Source organism: Streptomyces sp. NPDC050743, from assembly GCF_044456925.1.
Classification (GTDB): Bacteria; Actinomycetota; Actinomycetes; order Streptomycetales; family Streptomycetaceae; genus Streptomyces.
Map to the genome: position 1 here is coordinate 196550 of NZ_JBITGJ010000001.1, position 17744 is coordinate 214293.

Consider the following 17744-nt stretch of genomic DNA (forward strand, 5'->3'; position numbering starts at 1 on the left):
TGTGGACAGGGGTGAGGGCACGGTGCGGTCCGGCTGCTGGAACGCCGGACCACACCTCCTGTGACCCCGGTGACCTCTACTTCTCGGTGACCCCGGCCGAGTCGAACGTGGCCACCTCGTGCATCGCCCGCGCCGTGCTCTGGACCAGCGGAAGGGCCAGCAGGGCGCCCGTGCCCTCGCCCAGGCGCAGGTCCAGGTCGACCAGCGGGCGCAGGCCCAGCTTGTTGAGGGCGGCCACGTGGCCTGGCTCGGCGCTGCGGTGACCGGCGATGCAGGCCGCGAGGACCTCGGGGGCGATGGCGCGGGCCACCAGGGCCGCGGCGCCGGCGCTGACGCCGTCCAGGATCACCGGCGTACGCAGCGAGGCGCCGCCGAGGAGCAGGCCGACCATCGCGGCGTGCTCGAAGCCGCCGATGGCCGCGAGGACGCCGATGGGGTCGGCCGGATCCGGCTGGTGGACGTCCAGGGCGCGGCGGACCACCTCGGTCTTGCGGGCGAGGGTCTCGTCGTTGATGCCGGTGCCGCGGCCGGTGACCTCGGCCGGGTCGGCGCCGGTGAAGACGGAGATCAGCGCGGCGGACGCGGTGGTGTTGGCGATGCCCATCTCTCCGGTGAGCAGCGCCTTGTTGCCAGCCGCCACCAGGTCGCGGGCGGTCTCGATGCCGACCTCGATGGCCGCCTTGGCCTCCTCGCGGGTCATCGCGGGGCCGGTGGTCATGTCGGACGTACCGCCGCGGATCTTGCGGGGCAGCAGGCCGGGGGTGGCGGGCAGGTCGGCGGCCACGCCCACGTCCACGACGCACACCTCGGCGCCGACCTGGTTGGCGAAGGCGTTGCACACCGCTCCCCCGCCCAGGAAGTTGGCCACCATCTGGGCGGTGACCTCCTGCGGCCAGGGGGTGACGCCCTGGGCGTGCACGCCGTGGTCGCCGGCGAAGATCGCGACGGCGGCGGGCTCCGGGATCGGCGGCGGGCACTGCCGGGACAGGCCGGACAGCTGTGCGGAGATGATCTCCAGCATGCCGAGCGCGCCGGCCGGCTTGGTCATGCGCTTCTGGCGCTCCCAGGCCTCGCCGAGGGCCTTGGCGTCGAGCGGGCGGATCTGTGCGACGGTCTCGGCAAGCAGGTCGTGGGGTTCCTCTCCGGGCAGGGCGCGGCGGCCGTACGTCTCCTCGTGCACCACCCAGGACAGGGGGCGTCGCTTGGACCAGCCGGCCTGCATCAGCTCGGGCTCGTCCGGGAACTCGTCGACGTACCCGACACACAGGTAGGCGACGACCTCCAGGTGCTCGGGCAGACCGAGCGCGCGGACCATCTCCCGCTCGTCGAAGAAGCTGACCCAGCCGACGCCGAGGCCTTCGGCGCGGGCTGCGAGCCAGAGGTTCTCCACCGCGAGCGCCGAGGAGTAGGGCGCCATCTGCGGCTGGGTGTGCCGGCCGAGGGTGTGCCGGCCGCCGCGGGTGGGGTCGGCGGTGACGACGATGTTGACCGGGGTGTCGAGGATGGCCTCGATCTTCAGTTCCTTGAACTGCTTGGCCCGGCCCTTCGGCAGCGACTTGGCGTACGCCTCGCGCTGACGCATCGCCAGTTCGTGCATCGCCCGCCGGGTCTCGGCGGAGCGGATGACCACGAAGTCCCAAGGCTGCGAGTGACCCACGGAAGGCGCCGTGTGGGCGGCCTCCAGGACGCGCAGCAGCACCTCGTGCGGGATGGGGTCGCTGCGGAAGCCGTTGCGGATGTCCCGGCGCTCGCGCATGACCTTCAGGACGGCCTCGCGCTCGGCGTCGGCGTAGCCGGGCGCGGCGGGGCCGCTGGGCTGTCGTGCCTCCGCCACCGCGAGCGTGCCCCCTTCCTCCTGGTCGGCGGCCCTGGTCTGCAGGTCCTCCGCGTGCTGTACGACATCCGGGACGGCAGCGGGTACGAGCTCGGCCTCGCGCGGTGCCGGCACCGCGGCCGCCGGCTCCTGCGCGTCCTCCGCGGGAAGGACCAGGGGCTGCGGCGGGGTCGGCGCCAGGTGCGGGGTCGTGGGCACCTGGCCCTCGACCGGCACGAACTGCCCGAGCGGCTGCTCCGGGTGCGCCTGGAGCGGAACGTTGGACGGCAGCGGCTCGGTCTGCTCGGCGGTCTCCGGGTGCGCGGGGTAACCGTCGGCGGGGTCGCCCGGCGTGGCCTCGACGGCGGCCGGAACCGGGGCGCCGTGGTCGGCGACCGGCAGGGCGAGGGCCTCGGCGGGCTGCGTCTGCGGGCCGGCGGGCAGGTCCAGGCCGTGCGCGGGGGTCGTCTCGGCGGCGGCAGCGGCCTGAACGACCTGGTGGACCGCGTCCTCGGCGGCCGGCTCGGCCTGAGCCGGCGGCTGTGGCACGACGGGGGGCTGCGCAGTGTCGGGCACGGTCTCGGCGGCGGCTGCGACCGGTTCGGCCGACTGGGGACCCTGCGCCGGATAGGGCTGCGGAGTGGTGCTGGCGTCCGCGTCGGCCGCTGCCGGCTCCGGGGCGTCGGCCACGGTGCCGGGCTCCGGCACGGCCGACGGCTCGGGCGCCGGTACGGCTTCGGCGGCGGGCGCCTCCTGGGGGGCGCCGGGCGCATCCTGGGCAGTGGCGGGCTGCGGCTCTGCGGCAACGGGGCTGTCCGGGTCCGGCTGTGCCGGGGCGGCGGCCTCGCCCGGGGCGGGGGCGGCCTCCTCGGCGAACTGGGCCGTGCCCGGCACCTGTTGTGCGGGATCGGCGTCCACGGTCTCGGCGGCGCCCTGCGCGGCTGCCGTCACCGCGTCAGCCGCTGCGGCCTGCCCGGCGTCGGGGACCTGCGTGTCCTCGCCCTGCTCCGAGGCCTCGCCGGGATGAACGGGGGCCGAGGACTGAGCCGGCGCGGACGCTTCGGCGCCGGTGGCCGCACCAGCGTCCTCCGAGACCTGACCGGGCTCGGACTCGACCGGCACCGCCTCGGCCTCGGCCGCGTGAGCGGCAACCGGATCGGCGGGGTTCACCGGCTCAGGGGCGGCGTCGGCCACCGGGGCAGCCGCAGCCGGATCGGCTGCCGAGTCGGGCTCCACGGCGGCGGCCTGCTCGGCCTCGGGCGCAACCACGGCACCCTCGGCCAGGGGCGCACCGGCACCGCCGGTGCCGTCCTCGGCGCCGAAGTCACCGTCCACGGCGGCCGTGACGTCCACCGGCTGCGCACCGGTCGCGCCCTGCACACCCTCCGGGCCCACGGCCGCGACCGGGTCGAAAGCGCCCTCGGGCCCGTGACCCGCGACGAGCGGCTGGACGCCTTCGGGCACCGCGCCCGCAGGAGCGGCAGACACACCGTCGTGGCCATGCACCGGCTGCATGCCGTCATGGCCGTGGACCACCCGCGCGGGGCCCGGTCCCTGTGCGGCGGCCTGGTTCGCGAGGCGGGCGACGGCGGCCTGGGCGGCGCCGGACGGGTCGGCCTGGGTGGCGGCATCCATGGAGGTGGCGGCCGGGTCAACCGTTTCGGCAGCCGGCGTTCGCAGGCCGACCTGGGCCACCGCGGCCGGTGCCGGTACGGCGGCCTCGGCCACCGCGGCGGCGGGCGCGGCACCCCAGGGGGCCGCGCTCTGCGGCGCCATGTCGCGCAGCGGCTGGGCGTCACGCAGCGGCTGGGCGTCGAGGTACTCGGCACCGGCCGGTTGGGGCCCGGGCTGCCGTACCGGCGCTCCGGCCGGGCCGCGGTCGGCGAGGGAGCGGACCGGGCTGGCGGAGGTGTCGGGGATCGGCGGGCCGAGGTGCAGCGGACGGCGCGGCGGCTGCGAGGCGGCCGGCTTCTCCTGCGGGGCCGAGAGGATGGGTGACGGCGGCACGGACGCCGGGGCCGGGTTCGGCAGGCGGACGCCGCTGAGGTCGACGGAGCCGCTGTCGCGGCCGGCCGTCTCGTGCGGGCCCGGCTCGTGGACGGCCTCGACGACCGGTTCCGGAGCGGGTGGCGGCACTTCGTTGCCCCACGCGCCCTGGGCACCCGGCAGCAGCAGGTCTTCGTCCTCGGCGGGTGCCTCGGAGAGGTAGGTGTACGCACCGTGCGCGGCGACGCCCGGCTGCTCCACCATGCCTGCGCTCTCCGGCTGCCCCTCGGCCGGGACCTGGCCGGTGTCGGTCATGCGTACCCCTCGCCCATCGGTTTAGTGCTCCTACGACCAGCTCACCCGGAACGGCGCACCGACCGCCCGTAGTGAAGAACGAGCGTCCGTGCCCAGCGGCACGAACGACCCTCCGGAAAAGGCGACAAAGCCATTCAGTGGCATTGTCCCGGCCGTGCCGCCGTCGCGACAGCATGATCCGCGACAGCGCGCTGTGGACTGCGCCACGTTGCGCGTCCTCCGGTTCCGCAGTACCACACCCACCCCAAAACGGGCGCGCTTTCCGGACATTGACGAACGAAGTTCCGGGCCGCCCGGTGTGGCACAACGATCGGCCAGCCTACCGCGCGCGGTACGACAACAGGATCACGGGGCGCGATCCGGAAGAATCCCGGTAAGCAGGAATGCGACGCTCCGCTCCGTCTCGGTCCAGGCGCGGGTGTCGAGTTCGACGGACTGCAGCAGGGCGCACTCGACGCGGTATCCGTGCTCGGTCAGGTCCCGGCCGACGAGTTCGGCCGCGTCGCGGGTCGCCGCGTGCGTGACGATGCGCTGCGGGCGCCGGTCGGCGACCGCGGAGACCACGGCCGCTCCCCCGCCGCCGACCCGGACGACGTCCGGTTCGGGCATGTTCTCCAGGACGTGCGGAGCGGTGCCCTGGACCACTTGGAGCTGGACGCCGTACCGGCGCGCGGCCGCGTCGGTGCGGGCGCAGGCGCCCGGGTCCCGGTCGACGGCGATGACGGCCGCTCCGGCGCGTGCCGCCTCGGTGGCGAACGCGCCGGAACCGCAGCCGATGTCCCAGACCAGGTCGCCGACCCGCGGCCCGAGGCGGGCCAGTTGGGCGGCGCGCAGCAGCTCCGTCTCGCCCTCGCCGAGACGGCGACCGGGTCCGTCGCCGTACGACGCGTCGGGCTGCACCCAGCCGCGCGGGCCGGCGCCCGGGTCGCGCCCGGCGACCCAGCCGCCGCTGCCACCGGCCGCCACGGGTCCGCCGATGACGATGACGACGTTGGGGTCGCGCCAGGTGTGGTCGGCGGCCTTGTCGGAGGTGACGACGGTGACCTGCTCGCGTTCGGTGCCCAGTTCCTCGCAGATGACGAACGTCCGGTGGACGCCCTCCAGGAGGAGTCCGAGTTCGGCGGGTCCGGCGCCGGGTGCGGTGAGGACGGCGACCTTGGTGTGGGCGCGGCAGACGTTCACGGCCCGGCGCAGGGTGCGCGGGTGGGCGACGACCACCTGGGCGTCGTCCCAGGGCATGCCGGCCCGGGCGAAGGCGGCAGCCACGGCGGAGACGGCGGGGACGACCTCGACCTCCAGGCCGAACTCCGGAGCGCGCAGGGTGCGTACGACGCCGAAGAAGCCGGGGTCGCCGTCGGCGAACACGACGGCGCTGCCGCGGTGGGCGGCGATCCGGCGGGCGGCGAGCGCGACGCTGCCCAGGCGGACGCGTTCGGCGCTGAGCGGGACCTCGGGCAGTGCCAGGTGGTGGGCCGCGCCCGCCACGAGCGTGGCGGCGCCGAGGGCGGCGCGTGCCGCGTCGGTCAGCGGCGAGCCGTCCCAGCCGATCACCGTGACCCGGTCGGCCATCGTCGTTTCTCTCCAGGTCTTCGCAGGTCGTCAGGGGTGCGGGCCCCTAGCGGGCCCCCTGAGCGTACCTGGTCAGGCTGAGGGGCTCAGTTCCAGTCGGAGTAGGACGTGAAACCGCCCGTGTCGGCCAGCTGCTCGCCGGCCCCGGCCAGGTCTTCCGGCAGCAGGCTCCAGACGATGACGTCGGTGCGGACATCCGTCCATGTGCCGTCCGCTGTTCTGCTGCGCGCTATCCAGGCGCCGCGCAGGACGCCCTCGCTGATGCAGCCGATCTTCTGGGCGACCTGCTGGGAGGCGGTGTTGTCGGCCGCGGTGCGCAGCTCCAGGCGTTCGAACCCCTGGTCGTGGAACAGCCACTGCGCGGTGGCCAGGGCGGCCTCGGAGGCGTAGCCCTCGCCGCGGGCCCAGGGCGCGACGACGTAGGCGATCTCCGCGGAGCGCACCCGCCAGTCGGTGTTGGTCAGGTGGACGGTGCCGACCAGGCGCTGGGTGAGGAACTCGTCGACGGCGAACACGATGCCGCGGCCGTCGGCGCGCTCGGCGGGCGCTCGCGCGGTGATCCAGTCCCGGGCGTCGGCCTCGGTGTAGGGCTGGGGGACCGAGGTCCAGGTGGTGACCAGCTCGTCGTTCATCATCTCGGCGAAGGCCTCGACGTCCGACTCCTCGAAGGGGCGCAGGACCAACCGCTCCGTGCTGATGGAGATGTTGGGAAAGGTGCCAGTCATGCGCCGCTCCGTAACTTCTGAAAAACCTTCAGGGCCTGCTGAACTGCCCAGCATGCAGCATGGAACCACCGAACTGCACGACGGGGTCCACCCCGGGTGAGGGAGTGGACCCCGTAGCCGTGCGAGGCGGATCAGAAGGACGGGATGACCGAGCCCTGGTACTTGTCCTCGATGAACTTCTTGACCTCGGGCGAGACGAGGAGCTTGGCGAGCTTCTTGACCCGCGGGTCCTTCTCGTTGCCCTTCTTCACGGCGAGGAAGTTGCCGTAGGGGTTGTTCTTCGCGGACTCCAGGACGATGGCGTCCTTGGCGGGCTTCAGACCCGCGGAGATGGCGTAGTTGCCGTTCACCACGGCCGCGTCCACGTCGTCCAGGGAGCGCGGGGTCTGGGCCGCCTCGACCTCCTTGAACTTGAGGTTCTTGGGGTTCTTGGTGATGTCCTGCGGGGTCGCCTCGTTGCCGACGCCGGACTTGAGGGCGATGAGCCCGTTGTCGGCGAGCAGCTTCAGGGCGCGGGCCTCGTTGACGGCGTCGTTCGGGACGGCGATGGTCGCACCGCTCTTCAGCGCGTCGGCCTTCTTGACCTTGTGGGAGTACAGGCCGAGCGGCTCCAGGTGCACCGTGACGACGGGCACGATGTGGGTGCCGCGCTTGGTGTTGAAGTCGTCCAGGTACGGCTGGTTCTGGAAGTAGTTGGCGTCCACCGAGCCGTCCTCGGTCGCCGTGTTCGGCGTGATGTAGTCCGTGAACTCCTTGACCTCCAGGTCGAGGCCCGCCTTCTTCGCCAGCTTGTCCTTGACGAAGTTCAGGATCTCGGCGTGCGGGGTCGGGCTCGCGGCGACGACCAGCGGGCCGCTGTAGTCGGAGGAGGCGGAGTCCTTGCCGGAGCCGCAGGCGGTCAGCCCGAAGGTGAGGGCTCCGGCGGCGAGGACGGCGGTGGTGAGCTTGGCGGTGTTACGCACGAAAAGTGCCTTTCCTTAACGGTGGTGCGACCCGTCGTGGGTGGGACGGGGGACTGTGGGGCCGCTTATGCGACCTTGCCGACGTCGGCCGCGGCGGGCTCCGTCGCCTTCAGCAGGCGGAGCTTGGGTGCCGGGCCGGAGCGGCCGCCGCGGCTGTGCAGGGAGCGGGCCGCGAGGTCGCCGGCGAACTGGATCAGGGAGATCACGACGGCGAGGATCGCGACGGTGATCCACATCAGCTCGGTCTCGAAGCGCTGGTAGCCGTAGCGGACGGCGAGGTCGCCGAGGCCGCCGCCGCCGACCGTGCCGGCCATGGCGGAGTAGCCGATGAGGGCGATGACCGTGGTGGTGGTGCTGGCGATCAGCGAGGGCAGGGCCTCGGGGACGAGGACCTTGCGGACGATCGTCCAGGTGTTGCCGCCCATGGACTGCACGGCCTCGACGAGACCGTTGTCCACTTCGCGGACAGCCGTCTCGACCAGCCGGGCGAAGAACGGGATGCCGCCGATGGCGAGCGGCACGATCGCGGCGGTGGTGCCGATGGTCGTCCCGGTGACCCAGCGCGTGAAGCTCATCAGGGCGACCATGAGGATGATGAACGGCATGGACCGGCCGATGTTCACCATCTGGCCGATCACCTTGTTGGCGACGACGTTCTGCAGCAGTCCGCCCCGGTCCGTGAGGACCAGGAGGATGCCGAGCGGCAGGCCGGCGGCGACGGCGATCAGGGTGGACCACAGCACCATCTGGAACGTCTCGGTACACGCCTGGGACAGCAGCGGCTGCATCTCGGACCAGGTCACTTGGCACCTTCCTTCACCAGCAGGGCCTCCTGGCCCACCACGTCGATCTGCAGGCCCTGTTCGCGCAGGAACCCGATCGGCACCACGTTGTCCTCGTAGCGGCCGGGCAGTTCGATGCGCATCCGGCCGATCTGCAGGCCGCCGACGGTGTCGATGGCGGCGCCGAGGATCGAGATGTCGATGTTGTAGGTGCGGGAGAGCTGGGAGATGACCGGCTGGGTCGCGGCCTCGCCGTGGAAGGTGACGTCGACGACGGTCCGGTCGGCGCCCGTGCGCTCGCCGCTCACCGGGAACAGCGCGGCGGCCAGCTCGGAGCCGGGGGTGGCCAGCAGCTCGCTGACCGTGCCGGACTCGACGATCCGGCCCTTCTCCATGAGGGCGGCGGAGTCGCAGACCGCCTTCACGACGTCCATCTCGTGGGTGATGAGCAGGACGGTCAGGCCCAGCTGCCGGTTCAGGTCGCGCAGCAGCTGGAGGATGGATCGGGTGGTCTCGGGGTCGAGGGCGCTGGTGGCCTCGTCGGAGAGCAGCACCTTCGGGTCGCCGGCGAGGGCGCGGGCGATGCCGACGCGCTGCTTCTGGCCGCCGGAGAGCTGGGCCGGGTAGGCCCTCGCCTTGTCGGCGAGGCCGACCAGGTCGAGCAGCTCCAGTGCCTTGCGGGACCGTTCCTTGCCGGACTTGCCGAGGATCTCCAGCGGCAGCTCGACGTTGTCCTGGACGGTCCGCGAGGAGAGCAGGTTGAAGTGCTGGAAGACCATGCCGATGCGGCTGCGCGCCCGGCGCAGCTCCTTGCCGGCGCGCGGGCCGCGGCCGGCGAGGGCGGTGAGGTCGTCCCCGGCGACGGTCACGGTGCCGGAGGTGGGGCGTTCCAGCAGGTTGACGCAGCGGATGAGGGAGGACTTGCCGGCGCCGGACTGGCCGATGACGCCGTAGACCTCGCCTTCGCGGACGTGGAGATCGACGCCGTCGAGGGCGGTGACCTCACGGCCGCGGGAGCGGTAGACCTTGGTCAGGCCCGAGGTGGTGATCACAGGATTTCCGTCACTGTCGAGTGCGCGGGCGTGGGTGTGCCCGGGCACGGGTGCATGCGGTTCAGGCATGGGAAGTGGATGTGCGTCTCGTACGGCTGCGCGCACGGACATGCCACGGCTCTCGCTTCGGGGCGCGAGGCTCAGCTGATGCGGGGGCCCTCTAGAAGGCGCACATTCGACACATCAGGCGACACATACAACGAGCACCGGGCGTCATGGTCGCCTCGGTCGCAAGGGTGCGGCAGCTCGTCGTGGTCATGCGATCAGTAAAGCAGACGTATGGTCCTGACCGGTCGCCGCTGTCCGGATAGTGGACAGCGGCGGACAGCCCATGACGGGCGCTCAGCGGCGGACGGAGATCTCCACACCCCCGTCGGTGACCAGTGCCGACAAGGCTGACAGGTCCTTCACCACGAGGTCGGCGTCGAGTTCCTCCGCCTGGTGGGTTGTGGCCAACGCCACGGTGGTCATTCCGGCGGCGCGGCCCGCCTGGAGTCCGGCCGGGGCGTCCTCGAAGACGACGCAGCGGGCCGGGTCGACGCCGAGCCGCCGGGCGGCGAGCAGGTAGGGCTCGGGGTCGGGCTTGCCGCGGGTGATGTCGTCGGCGGCGATCAGCGTCTTGGGCAGGATGCCGACGGCGTCCAGCCGGGCCTCGGCGAGCCGCCGGGTGGCGGAGGTGACGACGGCCCAGCTTTCGGCGGGCAGGCAGTCCAGGAACTCCCGCGTGCCGGGCAGCAGCCGTACGCCTCCGTCGGGTACGTCGTCCACCTCCAGTTGCTCGACCCGGGCGACCGCCTCGGCGACCAGGTGGGCGGGCAGCAGGTCGGCGACTATCTCGGCGGCGGGCCGCCCGTGCAGGGCCACGCGCCCGAACTGCTCGGCGGTGATCCCGTACTCCCGGGCCCAGCGCGTCCAGCAGCGCTCGACGGATTCCAGGGAGGAGACGAGGGTGCCGTCGTTGTCGAACAGGAGGGCGTGCGCGTGGATCGTCATGCCTAGACCCTACGATGTGGTCTAGACCCCATGGCCTACGGGCGGGGTCGGCGGCCGGCGCCCGTTTCGGCCGTAATAAGGTCACCGCATGCTCAATGCTCTGACGCTGGTGACCGGGGTCGCCGCGCTGCTGCTCGCCGCCTGGTGCGGCTGGGCCGCCTACCGGGACCAGCCGACCAAGGACTGGCACTTCATCGGCATGGCCGTGGTGTCGCTGCTGGCCGTGGTCCAGCTGGTGGTCGGGATCGTGCAGCTGGCGCGGGGCGAGAAGCCGGAACAGGGCACGACGATCTTCGTGGCGTATCTGCTGGGCGCGTTCGCGTGTGTTCCGGCGGCGGGCTTCATGTCACTGGCCGAGCGGACCCGCTGGGGCTCGGTGACGGTCGCCGCCGGCGGTGTGGTGCTGGCCGTGCTGGAGGTGCGGCTCTATGACATCTGGGGAGGCTGAGGCCGAGATGACGGCGCTGGAGGAGAAGCCGGCCCGGTTGATCAGCGGGCCGGGCATGCTGCTCGTCTGGTTCTACGGCGTGATGGTGGTCGGGGCGGTGTCGCGTTCCGCGTACCAGATCTCCACGGAGTTCGGCAGGGCGCCACTGGCCTACTCGCTGTCGGCGGTGGCGGGCGTGGTGTACGGGTTCATCACGTACACGCTGATCCGGGGCGGGGAGACCGCCCGGCGGGCGGCGTTGGTGTGCTGCGCCGCCGAGCTCGCGGGGGTGCTGATCGTCGGCACGTGGACGCTGGCCGACCGCTCGGCGTTCCCGGACGCCACCGTGTGGTCGTACTACGGGGCGGGATACATCTTCATTCCGGTGCTGTTGCCTGTTTCCGCGATGTACTGGTTGCGCAAGGCGCGCAAGGACAGGGGCGCCTGAGGGTGCGTCGGCGGCCGCGGGTGCTCCGCGGCTCGTCGCGACCACGCGGCGCGGCCGCACACTGACACGGCCTCGCGCCCCTTTCGGGGCGCTTCGGCTCACGCCGTCTGGACGAACGCCCCCGCCGGCTTCTCCAGGACGATCATCTCCACGCCGTCCGCGCCCTTGGACCTGCCCACCGTCTCGTAGCCGGAGCGGCGGTACAGGCGGAGGTTGCCCTCGCTGCGGTGGCCGGTGAAGAGGCGGAAGCGGGTGGCGCCGCGCTCCTCCACCAGCGCCGCCTCGGCCGCGCGCAGCAGCCGCGCGCCGATGCCGTGGCCCTGCAGGCGGGGGTGGACGCAGAGTTTGCCGATGGCCGCCGCGCCGTCCTCGGCGAGCTTGCCGCGCACCGAGCCGACGACCTCCTCGCCGAGCCGGGCGACGAACACGCAGTCGGAGACGACCTCCTGGCGGACGGAGTCCAGGGTTTGGACGAGCGGGTCGATGCGGTAGTTGCCGTACAGCGCCGCCTCGCTCTGGAAGCACAGGTACTGGAGCCTGAAGATCTGCTCCGCGTCCTGTTCGGTCGCCACCGAGATGGTCACGCTCATGCCCATGTGCGCACGCCTCCCGCTCACCTGATCACCTGTCGTCCCTCACTCCTATCCCCGCACTTCGCGGGCCGCAACCTCCGGCGTGAGCAATCGGCGCAGACATCCCAGACATCTGGAGCGTTCCGGGCCAAGACTGCCCTGTGAGATACCCAACTCCCCCGCGATCTCCCGGTATGTCAGGTCCTTCGGGGACAACAGGGCCTCGATGAGCCGGGGGCAGCGGCCGGGCAGCCGGCGCACCGCCTCGCGCAGCGCGCGGTACCGGGCCGCCGTGAGGACGTACTGCTCGGGGTCGGCGCGGGTGTCGTCGGGCGGCTCGGCGCCGTACGGGCGTTCCCGGCGGGTGGTACGGCGGCTGCGGCGGGCCTCGGCACGGACGGCCCTGCGCAGCCAGCCCTGCGGGTCCGGCGGCGGCCCCTCGGTCTGCAGCCGCTCCAGCAGACGGAGCCAGACGGCCTGCTCCAGGTCGCCCGGCTCGCTCCCGGCGGCATATGCCTCGGCCGAGGCCTCGGCGGTGAGCAGCGGGCCCAGGGCGGCTACCAGGTCGTGCGTCATATGCGGAACGACGCGCCGCCCCGGGAGCAGGTTTCCGGGGCGGCGCACAGTCACCCCGAACGGGGTGGCGACAGGGCTGCGGGTTGACGGCGTCAGCCGGCCAGGAAGTCGGCGCGGGCGAGCAGGCCGGTGTCGGCGTTGTCCGTGAAGACGCCGTCGATGCCGGTCGCGAAGTACGTCTTGAAGGCGCCGAAGGAGTCGCCGTAGCCGTCGGCCGCGCCGCCCTTGCGGTACTCGGCCGGGAGGAAGGGGTTCTCGTTGCGCATGGTGTACGGGTGCAGGACCAGGCCCACCTTGTGCGCGTCCGGCACCAGGGTCGTGGGCTTGCCGAGGGTGCCGTCCGCGTTCCTGGGGATGATCAGGTCCAGGGTCGGGCCGATGCCCTGGGCGTAGCCGGCGATCTCCCTGAGGCCCTTGGGCGTGATCAGGTCGGCGACGGTACGCGGGTCGCCCGCCTCGACGAAGTCGTAGGGGCGGCTGTTGGCCGAGGAGAGCAGCACGACGAGCGGGTTGTCGACCAGCTGGTTCAGCTTCTGGATGCTGCTGGGCTCGAAGGACTGCAGGATGACGGGCGAGTTCCGGCCGTCCTTGCCGTACTTGTGCAGCAGCTTCGCCACCCGCTCCTCCAGGCCGAGGCCCAGCTTGCGGAAGTAGGTGGGGTGCTTGGTCTCGGGGTAGATCCAGACCTGCCTGCCGCGCTTGCGGGTCTGCTCGTCCTGCCACTTCAGGACCTCTTCGAACGTGGGTATCTCCCAGCGCCCGTCGTAGAGGGTGTTGTGCGGCCGGATGGCCGGGATGCGCTCGACCGCGCGCAGGGTCTTCAGCTCGGCGAGCGTGAAGTCCTCGGTGAACCAGCCGGTCGTCGCGACGCCGTCCAGCATCTTGGTGGTCTTGCGGTCGGCGAACTCCGGGTGCGAGGCGACGTCCGTGGTGCCGCCGATCTCCGGCTCGTGCCGGCAGACCAGATGGCCGTCCTTGGTGGGGACCAGGTCGCCGGCCTCGACGACGTCGGCGCCCAGGTCCAGGGCCAGGTCGTAGGAGCCGAAGGTGTGCTCGGGACGGTAGCCGCTGGCACCGCGGTGGCCGATGATCGTCGGCACCGGCAGGCTCCTCAGGCCCCGGCCGCCCTGCCCGGCCGGCCGGGTCTCGGCGGCCTCGGCCGCGCCCGGCAGCCCGAGGGCCGCCCCGCTCACGCCGAACACCGCCGCGCCGAGGATCGCCCGCCGCCCGGTGCCCTGAGTCTTCTGGTTCGCCTGGTCGCTGCCCATCAGCGCCCTCCTGCCGTCCGCTCTTGGGTCCGGGCCGATCGTAGGGGCGTGCACATGACCGCAGGGAGGCACTCGACGGAACGCGCGGGTGACGCCGTATGTCCTGTGGGGGGCGGGTGGTGACGGGCCGTCGCATCGGCGGCCGGGGCCGTGCGGCCGACCGGGTGAGAGCTTCGCGCGATCTCTGTCACACCGTCGCAGTCGTGTTACGGCGCGCCCCCAGGACGTCACCGCAGGTAAACCCGCGTCAACACTTCGTAAGACCTGGGTGAACCGCCCGTACCCGATGTGCGCCGGGCCCGGGGCCGCGAGTAATGTCCTCACCTGCACAGACTCATATCGACCCCTCGACATCGGAGGCCCCGTTGTCCCGCTTCGCGCTCATCAAGGCAGTGCTCGGACCGATCATGCGCCTGATGTTCCGCCCACAGGTGGAGGGCGTGGAGCACATCCCCGGCGACGGCCCGGTCATTCTGGCCGGTAATCACCTCACCTTCATCGACTCGATCGTGCTGCCGCTCGTCACCAAGCGGCAGGTGTTCTTCATCGGCAAGGACGAGTACGTCACGGGCAAGGGCGTCAAGGGCCGGCTGATGGCGTGGTTCTTCACCGGCGTCGGCATGATCCCGGTGGACCGGGACGGCGCGAGCGGCGGCGTGGCCGCGCTGATGACCGGACGGCGGATCCTGGAGGAGGGCAAGATCTTCGGGATCTACCCCGAGGGCACGCGGTCGCCCGACGGCCGGCTGTACCGGGGGCGCACCGGTATCGCGCGACTGACGCTGATGACCGGTGCGCCGGTGGTTCCGTTCGCCATGATCGGCACGGACAAGTTGCAGCCGGGCGGTCGTGGGATCCCGCGGCCTGGGAAAGTCACCGTCCGTTTCGGCGAGGCCATGGAGTTCTCGCGGTACGACGGGATGGACCGGGACCGGTATGTGCTGCGGGCGGTGACCGATTCCGTGATGGCTGAGGTCATGCGGCTGTCGGGGCAGGAGTACGTGGACATGTACGCGACCAAGGCCAAGGCGGCCTAGCGCCGCTGGCAGTTCGGCCGGTTGTTCGGGTGCGGGTGCGTTGTGGTTTCTCGCGCAGTTCCCCGCGCCCCTGACTTGGTCAGCTCATCCGGCACTTTCCAGTTTCTGTCCCTTCAGCAAGAACCAAGCCACCAGCGCCGTTCCCAGCAGGACCGCCGCTCCCGCCCCCGACGCCAGGTGCAGGCCGTGGACGAAGGAGTCCCGGGACGCGTTCAGGAGTGCCTCCGCCGCGTGCGGGGACATTTTCGCTGCCGCCTCCACTGCCGCGCCCAGTGATTCGTGTGCCTGGGCAGGGGTGCCGGCCGGGCCGGTGAAGCCGCGGTAGGCGCCCGTGACGATGGAGCCGAGCAGGGCGATGCCGAGGGCCGCGCCCAGTTCGTACGCCGTCTCGGAGACCGCCGAGGCGGCGCCCGCCTGGTCCTTGGGCACGCTGGAGAGGATCACGTCGGCGGTGACGGTGAAGGAGAAGCCCGCGCCGATGCCCACGACCAGGAGCGCGGCGCCGAGCAGGGGGTAGCCGGTGGACCGGTCGAGTGCCGTGAGCGCGGCCAGGGCCAGGCCGACCGCCGCGAGACCGCCCGAGACCACGGCTCGGAGCGAGAACCGGCGGGCCGCGCGGGCCGCGATCAGTCCCGCCGCCACCGCGCCGACCGCGGCGGGCAGTTCGGCCAGGCCCGCCTCGAACGGGCGCCTGCCCTGGACGAGTTGCAGGTACTGGGAGAGGAAGAACACCAGCCCGGACATGCCGAGCACGGTCAGCAGGTCGGCGAGGACCGCCCCGCTGAAGCCGCGGCGCCTGAACAGCCGCATGTCCAGCAGCGGGGCCGGCATGGTGAGCTGGCGGTGGACGAAGCCGTAGAGGGCCGTCGCGCCGAGCAGTGCCGTGCCGGGCACCGGCCAGGTGAACCCGTGTGTGGCGGCCTCCTTGACCGCGTACACGACGGCGATCATGCCGACCAGCGACAGGACGACGCTGATCAGGTCCCAGGGGCCCGGGTTCGGGTTGCGGGACTCGGGCAGCGTGCGGATGCCGACCAGGACCAGGACCGCCATCACCGGCAGGTTGATCAGGAAGACCGAGCCCCACCAGAAGTGCTCCAGGAGGAAACCGCCGGCGATCGGGCCGACGGCCGTGCCGGCGGAGGCGGTCGCGCCCCAGATGCCCACGGCGAGGCTGCGCTCGCGCGGGTCGTGGAAGAGGTTGCGGATCAGGGCGAGGGTGGCGGGCATCAGGGTCGCGCCCGCGACACCGAGCAGCGCCCGCGCCAGGATCATCAACTCCGGTGTGCCGGCATAGGCGTTGAGGACCGAGATCGCGCCGAACGCCGTGGCACCGCCGAGCAGGATCCGCTTGCGGCCGATGCGGTCGCCGAGGCTGCCCATGGAGACCAGCAGACCGGCGATGACGAAGGAGTAGACGTCGCCGATCCACAGGAGCTGGGTGCCGGAGGGGCCCAGGTCTTCGCTGATGTAGGGGGTCGCCAGGCCGAGGACGGTGGCGTCGACGGCCACCAGCAGCACGGCCAGGACGAGGACGGAGAGCGCGAGCCAGCGGCCCGGGCGCGTCACCGCCTCCGTCGTCGCGGCCGGCTGCAGGGTGCTGGTCATGATTCCTCTCTTCGTAGAGCGCCGCCGAGCAGCAGCTCGGCGACCATCGTCGGGAAGTCCCTGCCGGCCACACGGCCGTCCAGGGTGGCCCAGGCGCAGGAGGCGATCAGGCCGTACAGCGCCTCGGTGAGCCAGACCGGGGTGAGGTCGATACGGAACTCGCCCGCCTGCTGGCCGCGCTGGAACACCGCGCCGATGCGGGTGTCCAGGCGCAGCCATCCGCCGTTCTGCCGCTCGCCCTCCCACAGCTGGCTCTCGCCGTACAGGAAGGCGAGCAGTCCGGCTGCGGGCTGGATCTCGCGCACCAGCCTGCGTACGGCCTCGCTCGCGGGCCCCTCGTCCAGCCGGGCCCGGTCCACGGCCGCCTCGCACTCCTCGATGCCGAGCGCCTCCAGCGCCCGTACGAGGGCATCGCGGCCGGCGAAGTGACGGTGCAGCGTGGCCCGGCTGATCCCGGCGGCCCTGGCGACCTCGTCCATGGTCGCGGTGGATTTACGGGTCAGCAGGGCGGCCGCGCTGCGCAGCACCTGGTCACGGTCGAGAGCCATGAGACAAGGATAGCCCAGATGAGACAATCTTGTCTCACGCTGGGCGTGCGTGACTCATAGCCACTGATCGGGACCGGTGACGGTCAGTGCCAGGGCAGCTGTCCGCGCCGCTCCCAGTAGGCGCGCGGGTCCTCGGCGAGCGTGGCGAGGCGGGTCAGCTGATCCGCGTCGAGGTCGACGGCGGGAGCGTGCAGGTTGGAGACGAGCTGGGTGACCGTCGCGGCGCCGGAGAGCACGACACCGGCCCACGGCCGGCACAGGATCCAGGCCAGGGCCACCGCGTCGCAGCCGAGGCCGGTCTCCTCGGCGACGGCCCGGAGCGTCTCCGGGGCGTGCGGCGCGGCCAGCCGGCCGTTGGCCATGCCCTCCTTGACGATCACGGTGAGCCCGGCGTCGTGCGCCTCGGCGAGCGCGGGGGCCGCCGAGGTCTCGAGCACGTTGTACGTCGACTGGACGGTACGGAAGAGGGGCTCGCCGTCGGCGGTCAGCTGGAGGGCGGCGCGGATCGTGTCCGCCTGGGCGGGGCCGCTGGTGGAGAACCCGATGGTCAGGCCCTGGGCGGCGGCCTCGGCGAGCCGGGCGTGGAGGTCCTTGTCGGTGAGGGCCGGGCTGTCCGGGGTCACCGAGTGGATCTGGTACAGGTCGAGCCGGTCGCCGAGCACGGCGTCGGTCTCGGCGCGCTGGCGCTCGTACGCGGCGAGGCTGTGGTCCTTGACCTCGTGCCGTTCGGCGTCGGTGGACCAGCCGGCGGTGTAGGTGTAGCCCCACTTGCTGCCGACGACCACGTCGTCGATGTCGGGGCGGGCGTTCAGCCAGTCGGCGAGGAACTCCTCGGAACGGCCGTAGGAGCGGGCCACGTCGAAGTAGCGCACGCCCTGGGCGTAGGCGGCGTCGAGGAGTTCGTGGGTGCGGGTGCGCAGCGAATCCGCGCTGCGGTTCTCTCCGAGGTCTTCTTCGCGGCCGAGGTTGATGTAACCGGGGCGACCTACTGCGGCCAGGCCGAGGCCGATGTGGCAGGTGGGGGTGGTGGCGGTGGCGAGGCGGGAGAAGGGCATCGCGGGTT

The 17744-nt window shown here is 72.3% G+C and carries 16 protein-coding genes; 3 read left to right on the top strand and 13 right to left on the bottom strand.

What is annotated here, in order from left to right; translation table 11 throughout:
* Window positions 1-76: 76 nt before the first annotated feature.
* The 7 genes from cobT to ACIBJF_RS00955 all read right to left on the bottom strand — a co-directional run bounded on the left by cobT (window position 77) and on the right by ACIBJF_RS00955 (window position 10197).
* Window positions 77-4114 carry a nicotinate-nucleotide--dimethylbenzimidazole phosphoribosyltransferase gene (gene cobT, locus ACIBJF_RS00925; RefSeq protein ID WP_399171503.1) on the bottom strand — a complete coding sequence of 1346 codons (4038 nt, stop codon included), beginning with the start codon at window positions 4112-4114 and terminating at the stop codon, window positions 77-79.
* Window positions 4115-4459: 345 nt separating this feature from the next.
* Window positions 4460-5683: a precorrin-6y C5,15-methyltransferase (decarboxylating) subunit CbiE gene (cbiE, locus tag ACIBJF_RS00930; protein WP_399171504.1), complete on the bottom strand. Its 1224-nt coding sequence runs from the start codon at window positions 5681-5683 to the stop codon at window positions 4460-4462.
* Window positions 5684-5769: 86 nt separating this feature from the next.
* Window positions 5770-6408, bottom strand: a complete 639-nt coding sequence (locus ACIBJF_RS00935) for a GNAT family N-acetyltransferase (protein ID WP_399171506.1) — start codon at window positions 6406-6408, stop codon at window positions 5770-5772.
* 131 nt (window positions 6409-6539) lie between these two features.
* The gene (locus tag ACIBJF_RS00940) at window positions 6540-7370 is read right to left on the bottom strand and encodes a MetQ/NlpA family ABC transporter substrate-binding protein (RefSeq protein ID WP_356313283.1); all 831 of its coding nucleotides are present in this window, start codon (window positions 7368-7370) and stop codon (window positions 6540-6542) included.
* Between the two features lie 65 nt (window positions 7371-7435).
* Entirely contained in the window at window positions 7436-8173 is a 738-nt protein-coding gene (locus ACIBJF_RS00945; RefSeq protein ID WP_399171507.1) for a methionine ABC transporter permease, read from the bottom strand.
* A complete protein-coding gene (locus tag ACIBJF_RS00950) occupies window positions 8170-9204 on the bottom strand; it encodes a methionine ABC transporter ATP-binding protein (RefSeq protein WP_399171782.1) in 1035 nt (344 codons plus the stop codon). Before ACIBJF_RS00950 ends, ACIBJF_RS00945 begins: the two co-directional genes overlap by 4 nt.
* Before the next feature lie 342 nt (window positions 9205-9546).
* On the bottom strand, window positions 9547-10197 hold the full coding sequence (locus tag ACIBJF_RS00955; protein WP_399171508.1) for an HAD family hydrolase: 651 nt from the start codon (window positions 10195-10197) through the stop codon (window positions 9547-9549).
* An 88-nt stretch (window positions 10198-10285) separates the two neighbouring features.
* On the opposite strand from ACIBJF_RS00955, the gene ACIBJF_RS00960 reads away from it, so the two are divergent.
* Both ACIBJF_RS00960 and ACIBJF_RS00965 read left to right on the top strand, forming a co-directional pair.
* Window positions 10286-10645 carry a hypothetical protein gene (locus ACIBJF_RS00960; RefSeq protein ID WP_363215939.1) on the top strand — a complete coding sequence of 120 codons (360 nt, stop codon included), beginning with the start codon at window positions 10286-10288 and terminating at the stop codon, window positions 10643-10645.
* Between the two features lie 7 nt (window positions 10646-10652).
* Window positions 10653-11072 carry a hypothetical protein gene (locus tag ACIBJF_RS00965; protein WP_399171783.1) on the top strand — a complete coding sequence of 140 codons (420 nt, stop codon included), beginning with the start codon at window positions 10653-10655 and terminating at the stop codon, window positions 11070-11072.
* Window positions 11073-11170: 98 nt separating this feature from the next.
* Here ACIBJF_RS00965 and ACIBJF_RS00970 read toward each other — a convergent pair whose 3' ends face one another.
* The 3 genes from ACIBJF_RS00970 to ACIBJF_RS00980 all read right to left on the bottom strand — a co-directional run bounded on the left by ACIBJF_RS00970 (window position 11171) and on the right by ACIBJF_RS00980 (window position 13488).
* On the bottom strand, window positions 11171-11668 hold the full coding sequence (locus tag ACIBJF_RS00970; RefSeq protein ID WP_399171784.1) for a GNAT family N-acetyltransferase: 498 nt from the start codon (window positions 11666-11668) through the stop codon (window positions 11171-11173).
* 45 nt (window positions 11669-11713) lie between these two features.
* A complete protein-coding gene (locus ACIBJF_RS00975; protein ID WP_399171509.1) occupies window positions 11714-12220 on the bottom strand; it encodes an RNA polymerase sigma factor in 507 nt (168 codons plus the stop codon).
* Between the two features lie 92 nt (window positions 12221-12312).
* Complete coding sequence (locus tag ACIBJF_RS00980; protein ID WP_399171510.1) at window positions 12313-13488, bottom strand: glycerophosphodiester phosphodiesterase family protein; 1176 nt, start codon at window positions 13486-13488, stop codon at window positions 12313-12315.
* A 365-nt stretch (window positions 13489-13853) separates the two neighbouring features.
* Here ACIBJF_RS00980 and ACIBJF_RS00985 point away from each other — a divergent pair, with 365 nt between their 5' ends.
* A complete protein-coding gene (locus ACIBJF_RS00985; protein WP_351804387.1) occupies window positions 13854-14525 on the top strand; it encodes a lysophospholipid acyltransferase family protein in 672 nt (223 codons plus the stop codon).
* 84 nt (window positions 14526-14609) lie between these two features.
* Here ACIBJF_RS00985 and ACIBJF_RS00990 read toward each other — a convergent pair whose 3' ends face one another.
* The 3 genes from ACIBJF_RS00990 to ACIBJF_RS01000 form a co-directional block, all read right to left on the bottom strand.
* The gene (locus ACIBJF_RS00990) at window positions 14610-16133 is read right to left on the bottom strand and encodes an MFS transporter (RefSeq protein WP_399171511.1); all 1524 of its coding nucleotides are present in this window, start codon (window positions 16131-16133) and stop codon (window positions 14610-14612) included.
* Window positions 16130-16681 (bottom strand): TetR/AcrR family transcriptional regulator, encoded by a 552-nt coding sequence (locus ACIBJF_RS00995; RefSeq protein WP_399171512.1) that lies wholly within the window; start codon window positions 16679-16681, stop codon window positions 16130-16132. Before ACIBJF_RS00995 ends, ACIBJF_RS00990 begins: the two co-directional genes overlap by 4 nt.
* Before the next feature lie 83 nt (window positions 16682-16764).
* Entirely contained in the window at window positions 16765-17736 is a 972-nt protein-coding gene (locus ACIBJF_RS01000) for an aldo/keto reductase (protein ID WP_399171513.1), read from the bottom strand.
* Window positions 17737-17744: the final 8 nt, after the last annotated feature.